The following is a 16,818-nucleotide window of genomic DNA, read 5'->3' as shown; positions in this document are numbered from 1 at the left end:
TCTAGGCCCGCCGCGGCGTCCCGCAACCCTTCGCTTGCGCTTCGGGTCCTCCTCTTCGTTCCGGTCCTTCGGATGCGGTCCGCCTCCGACGGCGGGCCTTTCCGGTCGCGTCTCGCCGCCCACCCCACTTGCGGGGAAAGGCGCGGGATTGAAGAGCGGAGGACCAGACGATGCGTGCAAAACACCAGCGTTCCGGCAGCCGAGAGGCTGGCGCGGGCAGGGGCGGGCGCCCGGGCGCCAGCCTTTATCAGGAGATCACGGACCGCATCATTGCCGAACTGGAGCGCGGCACCGTGCCATGGGTCAAGCCATGGGGCAGCGCAAAGGCCGACCTCGGCCTGCCCAGCAACGCGGCCACCGGGCGCCGCTATTCCGGTATCAACATCCTCATCCTGTGGGGCGCCGTCGTCGAGCGCAGCTATCCCGGCCAGAACTGGCTGACCTTCCGGCAGGCGCTTGCCCTTGGCGGCAATGTCAGGAAGGGCGAGCGCGGCACCACAATCGTTCATGCCGACCGCTTTGTCCCAAAGGGCGAGCAGGAGCGCGCCAAGGCCGATGGCGACGAACCGCAGGCGGTCCCTTTCCTGAAGCGCTTCACCGTCTTCAACGTCGCGCAATGCGACGGCCTGCCCGCGCACCTTTACCGCAACGCAGAACCGCTGCCCGAACGCGAGATCGTCCCGCAGGCCGAGGCGCTTATTCGAGCAAGCGGCGCGGATTTCCGCATCGGCGGCGATCGCGCTTTCTACATGCCGGGCAGTGACTCCATTCAGGTGCCGCCGCAGCCGGCATTCTTTCAGCAGATCGACTATTACCGCACCTGCTTCCACGAGCTTGGCCACTGGACCGGCCACCCGGCGCGGCTGGCGCGCGACCTCTCCGGCGCCTTCGGTTCCAAGACCTATGCGCGCGAGGAACTGGTTGCCGAAATCACCGCAGCCTTTGTCTGCTCGACCCTCGGCATCGAGCCGACCGTGCGCCATGCCGACTATATCGGCACATGGCTGAAGGTGCTGCGCGAGGACAATCGCGCCATCTTCCGCGCCGCCAGCCTTGCCTCCAAGGCCGCCGATTTTCTTCTGGGCTTCAACGCCGAGGCCCAAGGCGCGCAACAAGACGAGATCGCGGCATGAGCGCGCGCGATCCCGACACCCTGCAGACCGAACCGAAACCGCGAGCAGACGCTCATTCCCGGTGTCCGGCCGCTCACCACGCGCGACCGCCTGCCCGTTTGGCCGACGCGCCCGCGCGCGGCGCAAAAGCCGCTCGATATCGGGCTGTTCGATGACGCCAGAAATCAACGCGACCTGTTTTGAGAGGAGTTTTCCCATGATCCTGATCACCGACGAGCTTTGCGCCCTGCTGCTCGCCAATGGCGCAACCGACACCGAAACCGACCATGTCCCGGTGGTCAAACTGTTCGATCCTACCGGCCTAGCGACCTGGCTTCTCACCGAACTCGACACCGACGGCGACACCCTTTTCGGCCTTTGCGACCTCGGCTTCGGCTTCCCCGAACTCGGCAGCGTCAGTCTTGCCGAGCTTGCAAGCGTCAAGGGGCGGCTTGGCCTCGGCATCGAGCGCGACCTTGGATTCAAGGCGCGCTTTCCGCTCTCCGTCTACGCCCAGGCAGCGTACAGCGCCGGCCACATCACCGAAGCCGACCGGCTGCTGCGACAGGCGGCAGAAGCCCTTGGCAACGCCGATTCCAAGCTTCCGCCCGACACGGCGGAACAGACGCGCCGCTAGGGCGCGAAAACCGTCCCGCCGCGCCGGCTTGCAGCCTCTGCGGCGGGGCAATCCCACCCCGCAACGAAGGAGACAAACCATGCAACTTGCCCACATTCCGCTTGATAAGCTCAACATTTCCGCGCTCAACATGCGCCATTCCAAACGCGCGCCCGACGTGTCGGACATCCTGCCGTCGGTTCGCGCGCGCGGCGTCCTGGTGCCGCTTTTGGTGCGGCCCAACGGCACGCCGGAAAGCTTCGAGATCGTCGCCGGCCGGCGCCGCTATTTCGCCGCCAAATCGCTCGCCGACGAGCGCGGCCAGGGCAATGCCTTGCCCTGCGCCATCATGGAAGACGGCGACGACGCCGACGCGCTCGAGGCCTCGCTGATCGAAAACTTCGCCCGGCTCGATCCCGACGAGGTGTCGCAGTGGGAGACGTTTTCGCGGCTGATCAAGGAGGGCCGCGGCGTTGGTGACATCGCCGCCACTTTCGGCATCACCGAGCTTCTGGTCAAACGCATTCTGGCGCTCGGCGATCTTCTGCCCAAGATCCGCGAGGCCTATCGGCGCGAGGACATCGACGCCGAGACGGCGCGCCATCTGACCATGGCCTCCAAGGCGCAGCAGAAGGATTGGCTGGCGCTTTATGCCGATCCCGAGCAATACGCGCCGCGCGGCCACCAATTGAAGCAATGGCTGTTCGGCGGCCAGTCGATTTCCACCAAGGTGGCGCTGTTTGCCATCGAGGATTATCCGGGCCTGATCGTCTGCGACCTGTTCGGTGAGGACAGCTATTTCGCCGATGCCGACCTGTTCTGGCAAAAGCAGAACGAGGCGATCGCCGCCAAACGCGACGCCTATCTGGAAGCCGGCTGGCCCGAGGTCGCCGTGCTGGAACCGGGGCAGCATTTCCAGTCATGGGACCATGAAAAGACGCCGAGGAAGAAGGGCGGCAAGGTCTTCATATCGGTCTCGCATCGCGGCGCGGTCGAATGCCACGAGGGCTGGCTGTCGCGCAAGGAAGCCCGCCGCGCCCGCGCGCAAGGCGAGGGCGGCGCACACGACGAAACGCCCGCCAAGCCGTCGCGACCGGAACTCACCGGGCCGATGCAGAACTATCTCGATCTGCACCGCCACGGTGCCGTGCGTACCGCCATGCTCGACCATCCTTGTGTCGCGCTGCGCCTGATGGTGGCGCATGCCATCGCAGGCTCGGGCCTGTGGCAGGTTCGCCGCGAGCCGCAGCGCACCGCCAATGAAGCGGTGGCGGCAAGCATTGCTGCGTCCAGGGCCGAAGCCGCATTCGCCGAAAAACGGCGCGCGGTGCTGGCGCTGCTTGGGCAGGCCGACGAGGAGGGCGCGATAGCCGGCGGCAATGGCGACGCCTTTGCGCTTGCCGCAGTCTTTGCCCGTTTGCTGGCACTTTGCGACGACGACGTCATGCGCGTTCTCAGCCTTGTCATGGCCGAGACGCTCGAAGCCGGCAGCGCCGTCGTCGAGGCCCTCGGCAACCATCTGGGCATCGACATGGGCGCGTGGTGGCAAGCGGACGACGCCTTCTTCGACCTGCTGCGCGACAGGGAGATCGCCAATGCGATGCTGGCCGACCTCGCCGGCAAGCCTGTCGCCGACGGCAATGTCGCCGAGAAGGTCAAGACGCAAAAGAAGATCATCCGCGATTGCCTGTCGGGCGAGAACGGCCGCGAGAAAACCGACAACTGGATGCCCAACTGGATGAAATTCCCGGTCGAAAGCTACACGAAACGCGGCGGCTTCCGCACCGCCGATCAATGGGCGAGCGTCCAGCCGCTGTTCGTCCGCCAATAGCTGCCAAGCCGGGCGGCGGCTCTTTTTAAGTGCCGCCGCCCCGTTTGCCTGCCGCTGGAATATTGGCTGATGCGCACGGCAATCCGAACAGATTTGCCACGCGCAAGGCTATTGTGCATTGCACAAAAACCGACGCGCGCCTACACCTCCTTCCGTTGCGGGAATCGGGCTTGGACCAGCGGCGAGGCAGTGAAAAGAGATGCTTCGTCAATATCATATTGCATTCATAGCTGAGGACCTTCATGACCCTTTCGAGCCCTGACAAATCCGGCGCCACCAGTCTCGAGGCCATCGCGCGAAACGGCGGCGTGCTGCGCCGCATCGCCGTGCGCATTCCGACCTATCTGTCGGACATTCGCGAGAACCCGGCATGGCTGCCGATGTTCGTGCTCGCCCGCACCATGCCGGCCCGCCGGATGCACTGGCGTGGGGCTAAGCCGGTTCGCGTGTCGCAAAAAGCCCACGACACCATGTTTGCCGGCGTCGATCGCCAGGAAATTGTCGAGGCGCTGCGGTCGGACGGGCTGTTTTGCGGGCTCGTCCTGCCGACTTCCATCCATAAGGAGATCGCCGCCTTCGCCCGGTACACGCCTTGTTTCGGCAATTTCGATCGCCGTCTCGAATTCATGGCTGAGGACCATGCCGAGGCCGAGAAGCGTTTCGGCCGCTCGCTGCTCAGCGGCCACTTTTTCGAACACATCCTCGGCTGCAAGGCAGCGGTCGCCATCCAGAACGATCCGCTGCTGCTCGACATCGCCGCGCATTATCTGGGCGCTCAGGCGAAATTGATCACCACACGCGTGTGGTGGAGCTTCCCGACCAGCGAGGCTTCCGACGCCGACAAGAACCGTGCCTCGCTCGGCAAGTATCATTTCGACCTCGATGACTGGCGGATGCTGAAATTCTTCTTCTATCTGACGCCGGTCGACGAAGGCACCGGCCCGCATGTCTATGTCCGTGGCAGTCATAACCGCCGCGCCATCAAGCATCAGCTGACGCTGCTTGTCGGCCATCCGGCGCAGGAGGTTCTCAAGGTCTATGGCGACGACAGTCCGGTCACGCTGACCGGCGAAGCCGGCCTCGGCTTCGTCGAGGATCCGTTCGGCTTCCATATGGGCACCGTGCCTTCGCGCACGCCACGACTGATGATGGAAGTCGGCTTCGGCGTCTCGCCGCCCTCGCGCCGGCGCTTTCATGGCGAGCCGGTTATTCGCTGATCTCGCAAAAGTCCTTAAAACAGCCTTCCCCAGATCAGACGCCTGGTTCTTCCTTGGGCTGGCTGGTGCCATGGCGTCGTCATGGGATCAGCTGGCGCATGACTGGATTGGATCGATGTCATCTGACGCCGGCTGGGCCTCGACTGACCCAGATCAAGGCCACGCCCTTGTCGGCGTGGTTTGATCGCCCAGTCCTTCACGGGAAAACGCATGGGCTGACCGACAGCCTGGTCGTCGCTCCCATCATCTTGACAATCCAGATCATACGGCAGGCAAATGACGCTTCACCAGCCAGGAACCGACGTGAGAACCGCGCTTGAGGCGATGCGGGCAATAGATCACAGCGCAATCGATGCACGACCTGCGGCTCGACTCCCCCAACATCTCACGAAGAGAACCGACGCGCTGGCGCCACGCTGATGGCCGGCTGTGACGACAGCTTCGACATTATTGTCGTGGGCGCCGGGCCGGTCGGACTTTCCTTCGCCGCATCGCTTGCCTATAGCCAGCTCAAACTGGCGGTTGTGGAAGGGCAGGCCCTGGAAAGACTGGCAAGTCCGGCTTTCGACGGCCGCGAGATCGCGCTCACCCACGCCTCGATTGGAATCCTTCGCGAGCTCGGCGCTTGGGATGTTATCTCCGCTTCGGACAAGTCACCGCTTCAAGGCGCACGCGTCCTCAACGGATCGAGCCCGTTTGCGTTGTGTTTCGATTCCCCCGCCGGATCCGCGGAACCACTGGGCGTTCTGGTCCCGAATTGCCAGATCCGCGATGCCCTGTTCAAGATCATCCGCTTGCGGGGCCATGCCCGGCTGCTGTGCGGCCACTCGGTCGTGCGTGCAACAAACAGCCGTCAAGGAGCAGTGATAACGCTCTCCAATGGCAGGCAGCTGAGCGCTCGCCTTCTCGTTGCAGCCGATTCGCGTTTTTCCGCCACCCGCAATCTGCTCGGCATTGGCGCCGATATCAATCGGCTTGGCAACTCGATGCTGATTTGCCGGGTGAGGCACGAGCGCCCCCACCACCAGATCGCGATCGAATGGTTCGATCACCATCAGACGGTGGCGATGTTGCCCCTCGCGCCAGGCGTGTCGTCGCTGCTTTTGACTTTGCCCTCAAACGAGGCCGACGGACTGCTTGCCCTCGACGACGAGTTGTTCCTGAGGGAGTTGACAAAGCGCTGTCGAGGGCGCCTCGGCAACATGAGCCTGGCAAGCCAACGCTATATCTATCCGTTGGCCACGACCTGGGCGCACAGGTTCCGGGCGCCGAGCTTCGCATTGATCGGCGACGCTGCCATCGGCATGCACCCGGTGACCGCGCATGGCTTCAACATCGGCCTTGGCGGCCAGAAGCAGCTCGCCCGGGGTATAGAGACCGCATGGCGCGACCGTCGCGACATTGCCGACCCCGACATGCTCCACAGATATGAAAGCCGACTGCGCCTGTCGGCGGCGCCGCTCTACCATGCTACGAATATCCTCGTCGGACTCTACTCAAGCGAGCATCCGGCGGCACGGCTTGCAAGGCATGTGGGGCTGCGCCTCGGCCAACATCTTCCCTTTGTCCGTCATGGCATTGCGGCCATGCTGAGGCGGTAAACCCCAGTCACCATAGTCTCAGCATCAGCGTGCGGCGTCGTAGCAGGCGGGCGCGTGTGGTTCGATGGGAGCGGTCGCGGCTGCGCGGGATCAGCTTGATGAAGACGGGGCTGCTGAATGCCGCGAGCCTCTTCCATCGCGGATCGTCAACGTGTCAATCGCCGTGTGTGTGCGAATCCACGCCCAATTCCGCCTTCGATGTGTTCACTGCGTGGATGGTTGTCATCCAAACAATCAATTTTGCCAATCCTGCGGACCCAATTAGGAGCGTGACCGAAATCAACTGCCTCGGCCCGCAGTACGGTCCCGACCCTACCGACATCTGACGGCATTTGCAGCGCCGGTGATTGCTGCCTTAGCTAGGTGCGAATTTGACCCAAATCGATCATGAACTGCTGAATCGAGAAATGGCCGCAGACGATCCATGGCGGCTCGATGGCAACCCGTTCGAGCGGGAGCGCCACACCCAAATTCTCCGGTTGTCACTTGCGCAAGGTCGAGTCGCGAATGCGCTCGAAGTCGGGTGCGCTGCCGGCGCTTTTACGGAGCGGCTAGCCCCCATTTGCCAGCGGCTCACTGTGATCGATGTCGTGGAGCCAGCGATTACCCGAGCACGTTTACGCATGAAGGAGACGCCGCACATCAGCTGGATAATTTCCGATGTTCAACAGTTTTCGAGTGATGAGCTGTTCGACCTGATCGTCGTTGCGGAGGTTCTTTACTACGTCGGAGACCTCGTTCAGATCCGCGCGGCAGTCCGCAACCTGGTAGGTCTGCTTGCGCCAGGCGGGCAGCTGGTTTTCGGGTCGGCACGTGACGCCAATTGCCAACGCTGGGGGCACGCTGCTGGTGCAGAGACCACCATCGCCATGCTGAACGAATCGTTGACCGAGATCGAGTGCATCGAGTGCCGGGGCGCGTCGATCAATGAAGACTGCCTGCTGGCTCTCTTCCGAAAGCCGATTTCCGCTGCCTGATAAAACACTGGGAGACACTGTGCGCTTCTGCGGTGTCAAGCTGACCCAATATGCGGACGTATAAGAGCGCCCGATGCAACAAGTAGCTGGATCCGGTTGATGGTAACAACCGCTGACTACATCCGGCTTCTTCATGCGGCTCGATGTTCAGCGCCGCGAGCCTCGAGGGGTTTTCGCCCGCTTCCACCTCAACGGCCCCAGACGTCGGCCGAAGCCTTTCCGGTCCAGACATCAGGTTCGGAAGCGGCGGGGTGACCGTTCCCCACCTCTGCCATTTTGCGTAACGGCTTTACCCAATAAATGACCCATAGATGCCCACATGAAGCGAAGTCCTTATTTTGCATGGCTCCCTATGCGGGACGGGCTCTACGGCTGCCGCCACCGAACCTCAAAGGTGTTTCGGCCCAGGTAGGTGACGATCCCTAGCCGGGAAAGCGGCACTCCTCGTCGGGGGCCGTCGGTCCCGTGTCCGAGCGCCGGAGAAACCGGCAAGGAATAGAATGGTGAAAGTCCATTTCAGTGAAGGAGTAGCAATCCACATTGGCTCCGAGCCGTGCGCCGACGCCCGCGAGGTCGTCGGTGAAGCGTCGGTAGGAGAAAGCATAGGCCAGCCATTGAGCCGCGTAAGGGACCTAATCTCGAGTGCCGACGGCGTGGATGCTCCGGAAGGCAACATGGTAGGGCGCGTTATTGCGAGTGCCCGACCAACTCGGCGTGGTCGTAGAACCTGGCATGTGCGGAAATTCCTTGTTCGGGAACCGGGAGATCTCACGATTGACCAAGGCGGTATCACCTTCCTTGGTCCGTATCGGGAAAGCGAAAGCATGAGCCGATGATGAACGATCGTGAGAAGTCAGACGTTGCCGTAGTAGCTATGAAGCTGACGAACAAGGCCGGGGAACCGGCTGCGGAGTCAGTGGAGCCAAGGGCAACGACCAAGGGAAATGCGGATCAGCAAACCACGCGCCGGGCACAGGACCGGGAAAGCGTGTCACATGCGCTGGAACGCATACGGCAAGTCGCAAGACTTAGGAAGCAGGAGAGGTTCACCAGCCTCTTTCACCATCTCAATCTCGAAACGTTGAGGACGGCATTCTACGCTTTACGGCGTGATGCAGCCCCCGGCGTCGACGGGCTGACATGGCGAGCCTACGAAGCGGACCTTGATCACCTGATCGAGAATCTGCGCGATAGGCTCCAAAGAGGTGCATACCGGGCAAGCCCCGCACGGCGGCAATACATACCAAAGCCGGACGGACGCCAACGCCCGCTCGCAATCGCCGCCCTTGAGGATAAAATTGTCCAAAGAGCGACGGTCACGGTGCTCAACGCGATCTACGAGGAAGACTTCCTCGGGTTCTCGTATGGGTTCCGGCCCGGACGCGGCCAGCACGATGCGCTGGACGCGCTCGCGGTCGGGATCGAAAAGCGAAAGGTGAACTTCATACTGGACGCCGATATCCAGCAGTTCTTCGACCGGGTCAGTCAGGAATGGCTGGTCAGGTTCCTGAGCCATCGGATCGGCGACCAGCGTATCATCCGTCTCATCCAGAAGTGGCTGAAGGCGGGCGTTCTGGAAGAAGGGATCGTCACGACGTCTGAACAGGGAACGGGTCAGGGATCGGTGGCTTCGCCACTGCTCGCGAACCTCTACCTGCATTACGTCTTCGACCTTTGGGCTAACCGCTGGCGACAGCGGTCAGCCACGGGCAACATGATCATCGTGCGCTACGCGGACGATATCGTGGTGGGCTTCGAACGAGAAGCTGACGCACACCGGTTCCAGATCGAGATGCGAGAACGGTTGGAGAAGTTCTCTCTGTCATTGCACCCTGAGAAAACGCGCCTGTTAATGTTTGGCCGCTACGCGGCCAGTCGCCGACGGGAACGTGGTCTTGGAAAACCGGAAACCTTCGACTTTCTCGGCTTTACCCATATCTGCGGCAAATCACTGCGGGGAGACTTCATGCTTCTGCGGAAGTCCCGCCGCGACCGTATGAGGGCGAAGCTCCGGGAGATCAAGGACCGGCTGCGATGGTTGAGAAACCAGCCAATTCGCGAACAAGCGAAATGGCTCAGGCAGGTCGTCCGTGGATACTATGAGTATCACGCGGTGCCCGCCAACCTGCGATCACTTCAGGCATTTCGGGAGCATGTCATCTTCCTCTGGAAGTTGGCTCTGAGACACCGTGGCCAGATGGACACGACGTCGACGTCCCGAGTGGAAAAGCTCGCAGCGAAATGGCTTCCGAAACCAAGAATCCTGCATCCCTGGCCGGCAATCCGCTTCGCCGTCAAATACCCAAGGTAGGAGCCGTATGCGGGAATTCTGCACGTACGGATCTGTGCGGGGGGCGCTCAGCAATGAGCGTCCCTACCGCGATCGTCCTGCGGCCGGCGCTATGCTGACACTCCTACGGCTGCCCTTTTAACCGATCTCGTCGTTGCAGTCAGTCCCGCGTCCCGGCCCTTCGGCCGGCGCAAGTGCTGACGCTCCTTAGGCTGCCTTTCTGTGTGCGGCGATTTTTGATCCCTCGCACGGAATGAAGACTTAGGGGCCAGCTCCTTCGCGCACTTCAGGCTTCAGCTGCTCAAGCTGTGTGTTCCAGTCGGCCAAAACCTCAAACAATTCGTTCGAAGTAGCGCCATCCGGGCGCGCCCTCCTTCCCGCTCTCCAGGTGCTTTCACCGACAGTCCGGTTGACTGGCAACACTCGAAAGCATTGACCAGACGATTCCTGTTGGCGAGCGCGATAGAGCTTCGCGGAACCTGTTTGCCGCCGGCGATCCAGAGCTGCGCGATCGCCATGCATCATCGCGTGCGCCAACGGTCGCCGCGTTTGCTGACGCCTAACAGTCGGGCCGTCCTCCACTTGATCGCTGCTTCGGCACGGGCGCAGCCACGCGCTGGCGGCCGCTCTTGAATCAGGTTGTGTCACCGACAGCTGCCATCGGTGCCGCCGCTTATCGGGCCAATCGAGCACGACCAGAAGGTTCAGATCAGGCTTTGAAAGGCATGGTTTTAACATCCATAGCGTGGATGCTCGCGATCTAAACAATCAATTTTACCAATCCGGGAGGGCCGTTCATAGACCCATGACATGCACCGCCATTGCTCTACCGCGTGAGGTGCACAAAAGAACCCGAAAAAGAGGAAGTCTTCGCATGCGCCCTGACGTGCAGTGGAGGTTATGCTGGGAAAATGAGTTGCAGCTTCCCGATCACCTCGAACTCTCTGAGTTCTTCCGGAAGACCTATGAGCCGACCGGAGCCTTTAATGGGAAGCAATTCGCAGGCGGTCGAAGTTGGGCCGGTGCAAGGCCGGAGCTCCGCGTAATCGGCCGTGATGTGCACGGGGTAGCGGCTCACTTGGGCCTGCTGCGCCGATACATCAAAGTTGGCGACGATGATCTGCTTGTCGCTGAACTCGGTCTATACGGGGTGCGTCCGGATCTTGAGGGGCTAGGAATCGCCCATTCGATCAGCGTGATGTATCCGGTGCTGCAGCAGCTTGGCGTTCCATTCGCGTTCGGCTCGGTGCGGCCCGCGCTCCGGAACCATGTTTCGAGGTTCTGCCGCAAAGGCTTGGCGAACATTTTGTCGGGCGTTCGCGTGCGTTCAACCCACCCGGACGTGTACCTCGATCTGCCTCCCACGCGAGTCGACGACAACGTACTCGTCCTGGTGCTCCCAATTGGACGCTCAATGAGCGAGTGGCCGGCCGGCACTTTGATCGATCGGAACGGTCCAGAGCTATGAAGGACACCCGCTACGACGTCAGTCAGCGCGACCCGCCCCCATGGCGTTGATCGAGCTGATTCCAGCATTGGCCGCGGTTTTACTATCCGCCCGCTTCCCTCAAATTCACTGAAAAATCTGACATCTCATGAACCTATTTGCCTCAGCCAGTACTGTTGCCATCTGCTCTTACGCGCTGCTGTCGACCGTCTATAAAACCGCGCAGGTCTTTTATACCCTGCCTACAAACGTACCGCCGACCTCGGGCGACCCGCCCAGCGGTGAGCCTTGGCCGAGCGTCGATGTCATTATCCCGTGCTACAACGAGGCGCCTCGCACCCTCTCGGACTGCCTGGCTTCCATTGCAAGTCAGGACTACGCCGGCAAACTGCAGGTCTATGTTGTTGATGACGGTTCTGCAAACCGCGATGCCCTCGTGGGTGTACACGAGGAATACGCGGGCGACCCGAGGTTCAACTTCGTTGCGCTCCCAAAGAATGTCGGAAAGCGCAAGGCGCAGATTGCCGCCATTCGCCGCTCGTGCGGAGATTTGGTGCTGAATGTAGATTCGGACACGATACTCGCCCCGGACGTCATCACCAGGCTTGCGCTAAAGATGCAAGATCAAGCGGTCGGCGCCGCCATGGGCCAGTTGGCGGCTAGCAATCGCAGTGAAACTTGGCTGACGCGGTTGATCGACATGGAATACTGGCTCGCCTGCAACGAAGAGCGGGCAGCGCAGGCTCGGTTCGGTGCCGTCATGTGTTGCTGCGGTCCGTGTGCCATGTACCGGCGATCCGCGCTTGTTTCGCTGCTGGATCAGTACGAGACGCAGCGCTTTCGAGGGAAGCCGAGCGACTTCGGCGAGGACCGCCACCTTACGATCCTGATGCTGAAAGCAGGCTTTCGAACAGAGTATGTCCCGGAGGCCGTCGCGGCAACAGTCGTTCCCAACAGCATGGGTCCCTATCTGCGCCAACAGCTTCGCTGGGCCCGGAGCACTTTCCGTGACACGTTGCTGGCGTTCCAACTGCTGCGCGGCCTTAATATTTATCTCACATTGGACGTGATTGGCCAGAATATTGGCCCATTATTGCTCTCTTTGTCGATTCTGGCGGGGCTCGCGCAATTCGTAACGACAGGTACTGTGCCTTGGACGGCATGCCTGATGATTGCAGCCATGACTATAGTTCGCTGCAGCGTGGCAGCGTTTCGTGCGCGCCAACTTCGATTTCTCGGGTTCTCGCTCCACACACTCATCAACATCTTTCTCTTGCTCCCCTTGAAAGCATACGCGCTGTGTACATTAAGCAACAGCGATTGGTTGTCGCGAAGCTCTGCGGCCAATGTGCAAGACACCGGCGACGCCCTTCCAAAGCCAAACCTGGTGGGATCTGACGCCGCTTACAGCGAACAGCAATAGTTACTTGATCGCAGGTAGAAGAGTTTTGAGCCAGGACCAGAAACATCAAGTGTTGAAGCGTAAGTTGGGCCCAGAGGATTTGCGGCGGCTCGAGACTCCTGCGATCGAACGGGAGTCTCACGGGCAAACAAGCGCGAAAAGCTCCGTGCCTGACTCTGCGTCAACCGTGGCAGTCGATTTTGCCGGCGTAACCAAGTCGTATGGGAACAAGATCGTTGTCGACGAACTGTCGTTCTCCGTTGCGTCGGGAGAGTGTTTCGGCCTCCTCGGACCAAACGGGGCGGGCAAAAGCACGATTGCGCGTATGCTCCTCGGCATGACATGCCCTGACGCGGGCACGATCACGGTGCTTGGCGTCCCGGTGCCGGCGCGCGCTCGGCTGGCACGCAGGGGCATTGGCGTGGTCCCGCAATTCGACAATCTTGACCAGGAATTCACCGTACGCGAGAACCTGCTGGTGTTCGGACGCTACTTCGGCATGAGCACACGTCAGAGCGAAGCGGTCATCCCGTCGCTTCTCGAGTTCGCTCGCCTCGAGCGCAAGGCGGATGCGCGCGTCTCGGAACTGTCCGGCGGCATGAAGCGATGCCTGACAATGGCGCGGGCGTTGATCAACGACCCCCAGCTCATTGTGATGGACGAGCCGACCACCGGCCTCGATCCGCACGCGCGCCACCTGATCTGGGAGCGGCTGCGCGCCCTGTTGGCACGCGGCAAGACGATTATCCTGACGACGCATTTCATGGAAGAGGCTGAGCGATTATGCGATCGGCTGTGCGTGCTCGAAAAGGGCCGCAACATCGCCGAAGGCGGCCCGCAGGCGCTGATCGACGAGCATATCGGATGCCAGGTCATGGAGATTTATGGCGGCGATCCGCACGAGTTGCTTTCGCTGGTCAAGCCACATTCCCAGCGCATCGAGGTCAGCGGCGAAACCCTTTATTGCTATGCGCCAGACCCTGACCAGGTGCGCACGCAACTGCAGGGGCGAGCAGGTCTGCGTCTTCTTCTGCGTCCAGCCAATCTCGAGGATGTTTTCTTGCGGCTGACCGGGCGCGAGATGGAGGAGTGAGCGATGATTGAAGGTTTTGCGGCGGCGCTGCCGGCCAATGCGTGGAACTGGGTTGCGGTATGGCGACGCAACTATCTGGCATGGAAGAAAGTCGCACTCGTGTCGCTTCTCGGTAACCTCGCCGATCCTATGATCTACCTTTTCGGCCTAGGCACCGGCCTCGGCATAATGGTCGGCCGCGTCGACGGTGCGTCGTATATCGCCTTTTTGGCGGCCGGCATGGTCGCGGTAAGTGCGATGACCGCCTCTACCCTGGAAACATTGTACGCGGCTTTCGCTCGCATGCATTCTCAACGCACATGGGAAGCCATGCTGTATACGCACGTTACCCTCGGCGACATCGTTCTGGGTGAACTGGCGTGGGCAGCCACCAAGGCCTTCATGGCCGGTACGGCTATTACCATCGTCACCGCAACCTTGGGCTATGCCGCCTGGCCGTCCGTCCTCTATGCGCTGCCAATCATTGCTCTGACAGGGTGCGTATTTGCGAGCCTCGCGATGATCGTCACCGCACTTTCGCCCAGCTACGATTACTTCGTGTTTTACCAGACGCTTGTCCTCACACCTATGCTGTTCCTGTCGGGCGCCGTTTTCCCATTGAACCAGCTGCCTGGCGCCTTTCAGCAGATAGCGCGATGCATGCCGCTGTCACATGCGATCGACCTCATTCGTCCGGTTATGCTTGATCGCCCGATCAGCGGCATCGCCCTGCACGTCGGTGTGCTCGGCCTGTACGCGCTGTTGCCATTCTTCCTCTCGATGGCGCTGTTGCGCCGCCGACTAATGCGCTGACGAAAGAGAGTGAGATAAACAATGCGCTACGGACTTCGTGCTGCAAATAAAAACGACATCGCCAATGCAAATCGGCATCCAACCCAGGGTCTTCGTGGCATCCACTCAATCTCTCAACGTTATGGAACGCCCGGGACCTCGATCACAGGATCTCATGTTGATCCAGGCGTAAGAGAATTTCTTTGAGGTTGGTGATGTCTGACTGGCGTTCGCGGCGGCGAACGACAACGCAGCCTGTGTTTTTGATCAAACGGCCTTGAGACAGGCCAATTCAGTCTTCCTGTACGATAAACGGAGAGCGAGATGCTGTGTCTAGGATTGAGCGGCGGATTAGACAAAGTCTATGAAAACCGATTCCAGATTGCGAATACATTCATGCACGATGGCGCTGCGGTGCTCGTCCGAGACGGACAGGTCATCGCGGCCGTAGAAGAGGAGCGCCTCAATCGGATCAAACACTCCAACAAGCTCCCAATCAGTTCGGTTCAATACTGCCTTTCAGCCGCTGGGGTTCAGCTCAGCGAAATCGATCATGTGGCGTACTACGCTACCGAAGCCTATTGCAACGCCATGCTCGAAAACATGCTTGCTTCCGAGCCCGACGCCTCCATTCCGTTGGATGCCAAATTTTTGGTGCAGCAGCTGTTGGCGCAGGAGTTCGGTAGCGAGCTCGACCCTTCGCGTATCTCATTCGTAAGTCATCATCAGGCGCACGCCGTGAGTGCTTTTGCAATGTCGGGCTTCGAGCAAAGTCTGATTTTCGCGATTGATGGCTCTGGTGATTTCCAGTCGGGTCTTGTGGCGGTAGGATCTGGTGCTGAAATTTCGCAACTCGCGACTTTCCCAGAGAACAATTCCCTTGGGCTATTTTATCTCGAGGTGATCCGGTATCTCGGCTACGGCTTGTTCGATGAATATAAGGTAATGGGGCTTGCCCCCTACGGCGATCCCGTTCCCTATCGCGAGCTTTTCGAGCAGTTCTATGAACTGTCTGCAAACGGCGAGTATCGCGTCCACCTGGACCGCATCGGTCCGACTTTGCTTCGCACCATTCAGGTCCGGCAAAAGGGAATGCCATTCACTCAGCAGCACAAAGATGTGAGTGCGTCGCTACAGGAAGCACTCGAACGCATCGTGTTTCACATTCTTCGGCATCATCGTGAGGCCACGGGGATGACGCGGCTGTGCCTGGCCGGTGGCGTTGCGCACAATTGCTCCATGAACGGCAAGCTGCTCTATTCAGGCCTTTTCGAAGACATCTTCGTGCAGCCCGCGTCGCATGACGCTGGCTGCGCATTGGGCGCTGCATTAATCGTGTCTGGTGAGTTGGGCCGCCCCGCGCCGCGTGCGCGATTGCAGGAGGTTTATTGGGGGCCGGATCTCGCGAGCGATCATGCTGTGGAAGAGGAACTAAAGGCATGGGCGGGGCACCTGGAGTTTGAACGCACTGAGGAGGTGGCGGATAGGGCAGCCGAGTGGATGGCCGGTGGCGCCGTGATCGGCTGGGTGCAAGGTCGTTCGGAGTTCGGGCCGCGCGCGCTCGGAAATCGCAGCATTCTTGCCGACCCCAGGCCCGCCACAAACAAGGACCGGATCAACGCCATGGTCAAGAAGCGGGAAGGGTATCGCCCGTTCGCCCCATCAGTGCTGGAGGAGGATGCGCGCGAATTTTTCGACCTCCCAGGCAGTGCGTGCGAATTTCCCTTCATGAATTTCGTGGTTCGTGTGCGCGACTCCAAGCGTGGTTTGCTCGGCGCCATCACGCACGTCGACGGTACGGCTCGGCTGCAAACAGTATCGCGCAAGGCCAGTCCGGCCTACTGGGACGTCATCAATGCCTTCAAGCAGCGCACTGGCATCCCAATTCTGCTCAACACGTCCTTTAACAACAATGCCGAGCCGATCGTGGATTCAGTTGCAGACTCGATTGCCACGTTCCTGACGACAGGGTTGGATGGACTTGTGGTCGGGCCGTTCCTCGTCAAAAAACGGGCCGCAACGCTGGAGGATTGGACTGCGCTAGCGGTTTCATTGCCGCCTTATGTATCCCTGTATAAGGTCCGCGCTCACACGGCGCTGGATCGCCAGGAGACCATCTGCGAAATCCGAACGGATCACTCCAGCCGTGACGGTGTGCGTATTTCACCTGAATTGTTCGATCTGCTGACGCGAATCGAGGGCGAAGCCGTGCTCGCGGATCTCCTCGATACAATTACGCTGGATCAGGCCCAGCGCGAGGCTCTCACAGGAGAACTGCGACGGTTGTGGGAGCAGCGCCGCGTTCGGATGCGTCCCTCGCAAGCTGCTCGCGTCCATCAAAACTGATGCCAAAAGCTGGACGACAGATAACAGTTGCCGAAACACCGTTCTGTCCAAGCATCTTCATATGACTGTGCCCAGGCTGCGAGCATGCATAACGCCTATGGCAGTCGAGGATCAG

General features: G+C 60.6%; 12 protein-coding genes. All 12 read left to right on the top strand.

Going from position 1 to position 16,818, the window contains the following annotated elements:
* Nucleotides 1–170: 170 nt before the first annotated feature.
* Nucleotides 171–1,133: an ArdC family protein gene (locus tag MesoLj_RS33780; RefSeq protein WP_202324056.1), complete on the top strand. Its 963-nt coding sequence runs from the start codon at nucleotides 171–173 to the stop codon at nucleotides 1,131–1,133.
* Between the two features lie 196 nt (nucleotides 1,134–1,329).
* Nucleotides 1,330–1,749, top strand: coding sequence for a DUF2958 domain-containing protein (locus MesoLj_RS33775; RefSeq protein WP_202324054.1), 420 nt, complete (start codon nucleotides 1,330–1,332; stop codon nucleotides 1,747–1,749).
* Between the two features lie 79 nt (nucleotides 1,750–1,828).
* On the top strand, nucleotides 1,829–3,559 hold the full coding sequence (locus MesoLj_RS33770) for a ParB/RepB/Spo0J family partition protein (RefSeq protein WP_202324052.1): 1,731 nt from the start codon (nucleotides 1,829–1,831) through the stop codon (nucleotides 3,557–3,559).
* Between the two features lie 242 nt (nucleotides 3,560–3,801).
* A complete protein-coding gene (locus tag MesoLj_RS33765; RefSeq protein ID WP_202324042.1) occupies nucleotides 3,802–4,776 on the top strand; it encodes a hypothetical protein in 975 nt (324 codons plus the stop codon).
* Between the two features lie 419 nt (nucleotides 4,777–5,195).
* Nucleotides 5,196–6,377, top strand: a complete 1,182-nt coding sequence (gene ubiM, locus MesoLj_RS33760) for a 5-demethoxyubiquinol-8 5-hydroxylase UbiM (protein WP_202324040.1) — start codon at nucleotides 5,196–5,198, stop codon at nucleotides 6,375–6,377.
* 407 nt (nucleotides 6,378–6,784) lie between these two features.
* Nucleotides 6,785–7,354 (top strand): nodulation methyltransferase NodS, encoded by a 570-nt coding sequence (gene nodS, locus MesoLj_RS33755; protein ID WP_044549141.1) that lies wholly within the window; start codon nucleotides 6,785–6,787, stop codon nucleotides 7,352–7,354.
* A gap of 832 nt (nucleotides 7,355–8,186) precedes the next feature.
* Nucleotides 8,187–9,665, top strand: a complete 1,479-nt coding sequence (gene ltrA, locus MesoLj_RS33750; protein ID WP_202324029.1) for a group II intron reverse transcriptase/maturase — start codon at nucleotides 8,187–8,189, stop codon at nucleotides 9,663–9,665.
* An 853-nt stretch (nucleotides 9,666–10,518) separates the two neighbouring features.
* Nucleotides 10,519–11,112, top strand: coding sequence for a NodA family N-acyltransferase (locus MesoLj_RS33745; RefSeq protein ID WP_044549143.1), 594 nt, complete (start codon nucleotides 10,519–10,521; stop codon nucleotides 11,110–11,112).
* A gap of 127 nt (nucleotides 11,113–11,239) precedes the next feature.
* The gene (gene nodC / locus MesoLj_RS33740) at nucleotides 11,240–12,514 is read left to right on the top strand and encodes a chitooligosaccharide synthase NodC (RefSeq protein ID WP_010913821.1); all 1,275 of its coding nucleotides are present in this window, start codon (nucleotides 11,240–11,242) and stop codon (nucleotides 12,512–12,514) included.
* 103 nt (nucleotides 12,515–12,617) lie between these two features.
* Nucleotides 12,618–13,586 (top strand): nodulation factor ABC transporter ATP-binding protein NodI, encoded by a 969-nt coding sequence (gene nodI / locus MesoLj_RS33735; RefSeq protein ID WP_244420834.1) that lies wholly within the window; start codon nucleotides 12,618–12,620, stop codon nucleotides 13,584–13,586.
* A 3-nt stretch (nucleotides 13,587–13,589) separates the two neighbouring features.
* Nucleotides 13,590–14,378 carry an ABC transporter permease gene (locus tag MesoLj_RS33730; RefSeq protein WP_010913823.1) on the top strand — a complete coding sequence of 263 codons (789 nt, stop codon included), beginning with the start codon at nucleotides 13,590–13,592 and terminating at the stop codon, nucleotides 14,376–14,378.
* Between the two features lie 303 nt (nucleotides 14,379–14,681).
* Nucleotides 14,682–16,703, top strand: coding sequence for a carbamoyltransferase family protein (locus MesoLj_RS33725; RefSeq protein WP_199201271.1), 2,022 nt, complete (start codon nucleotides 14,682–14,684; stop codon nucleotides 16,701–16,703).
* The last annotated feature ends 115 nt before the right edge of the window (nucleotides 16,704–16,818 follow it).

It is taken from the genome of Mesorhizobium sp. 113-3-9 (assembly GCF_016756515.1).
In the GTDB taxonomy this organism is placed as follows: Bacteria; Pseudomonadota; Alphaproteobacteria; order Rhizobiales; family Rhizobiaceae; genus Mesorhizobium.
This window is presented reverse-complemented; position numbering and strand designations above follow the sequence as displayed.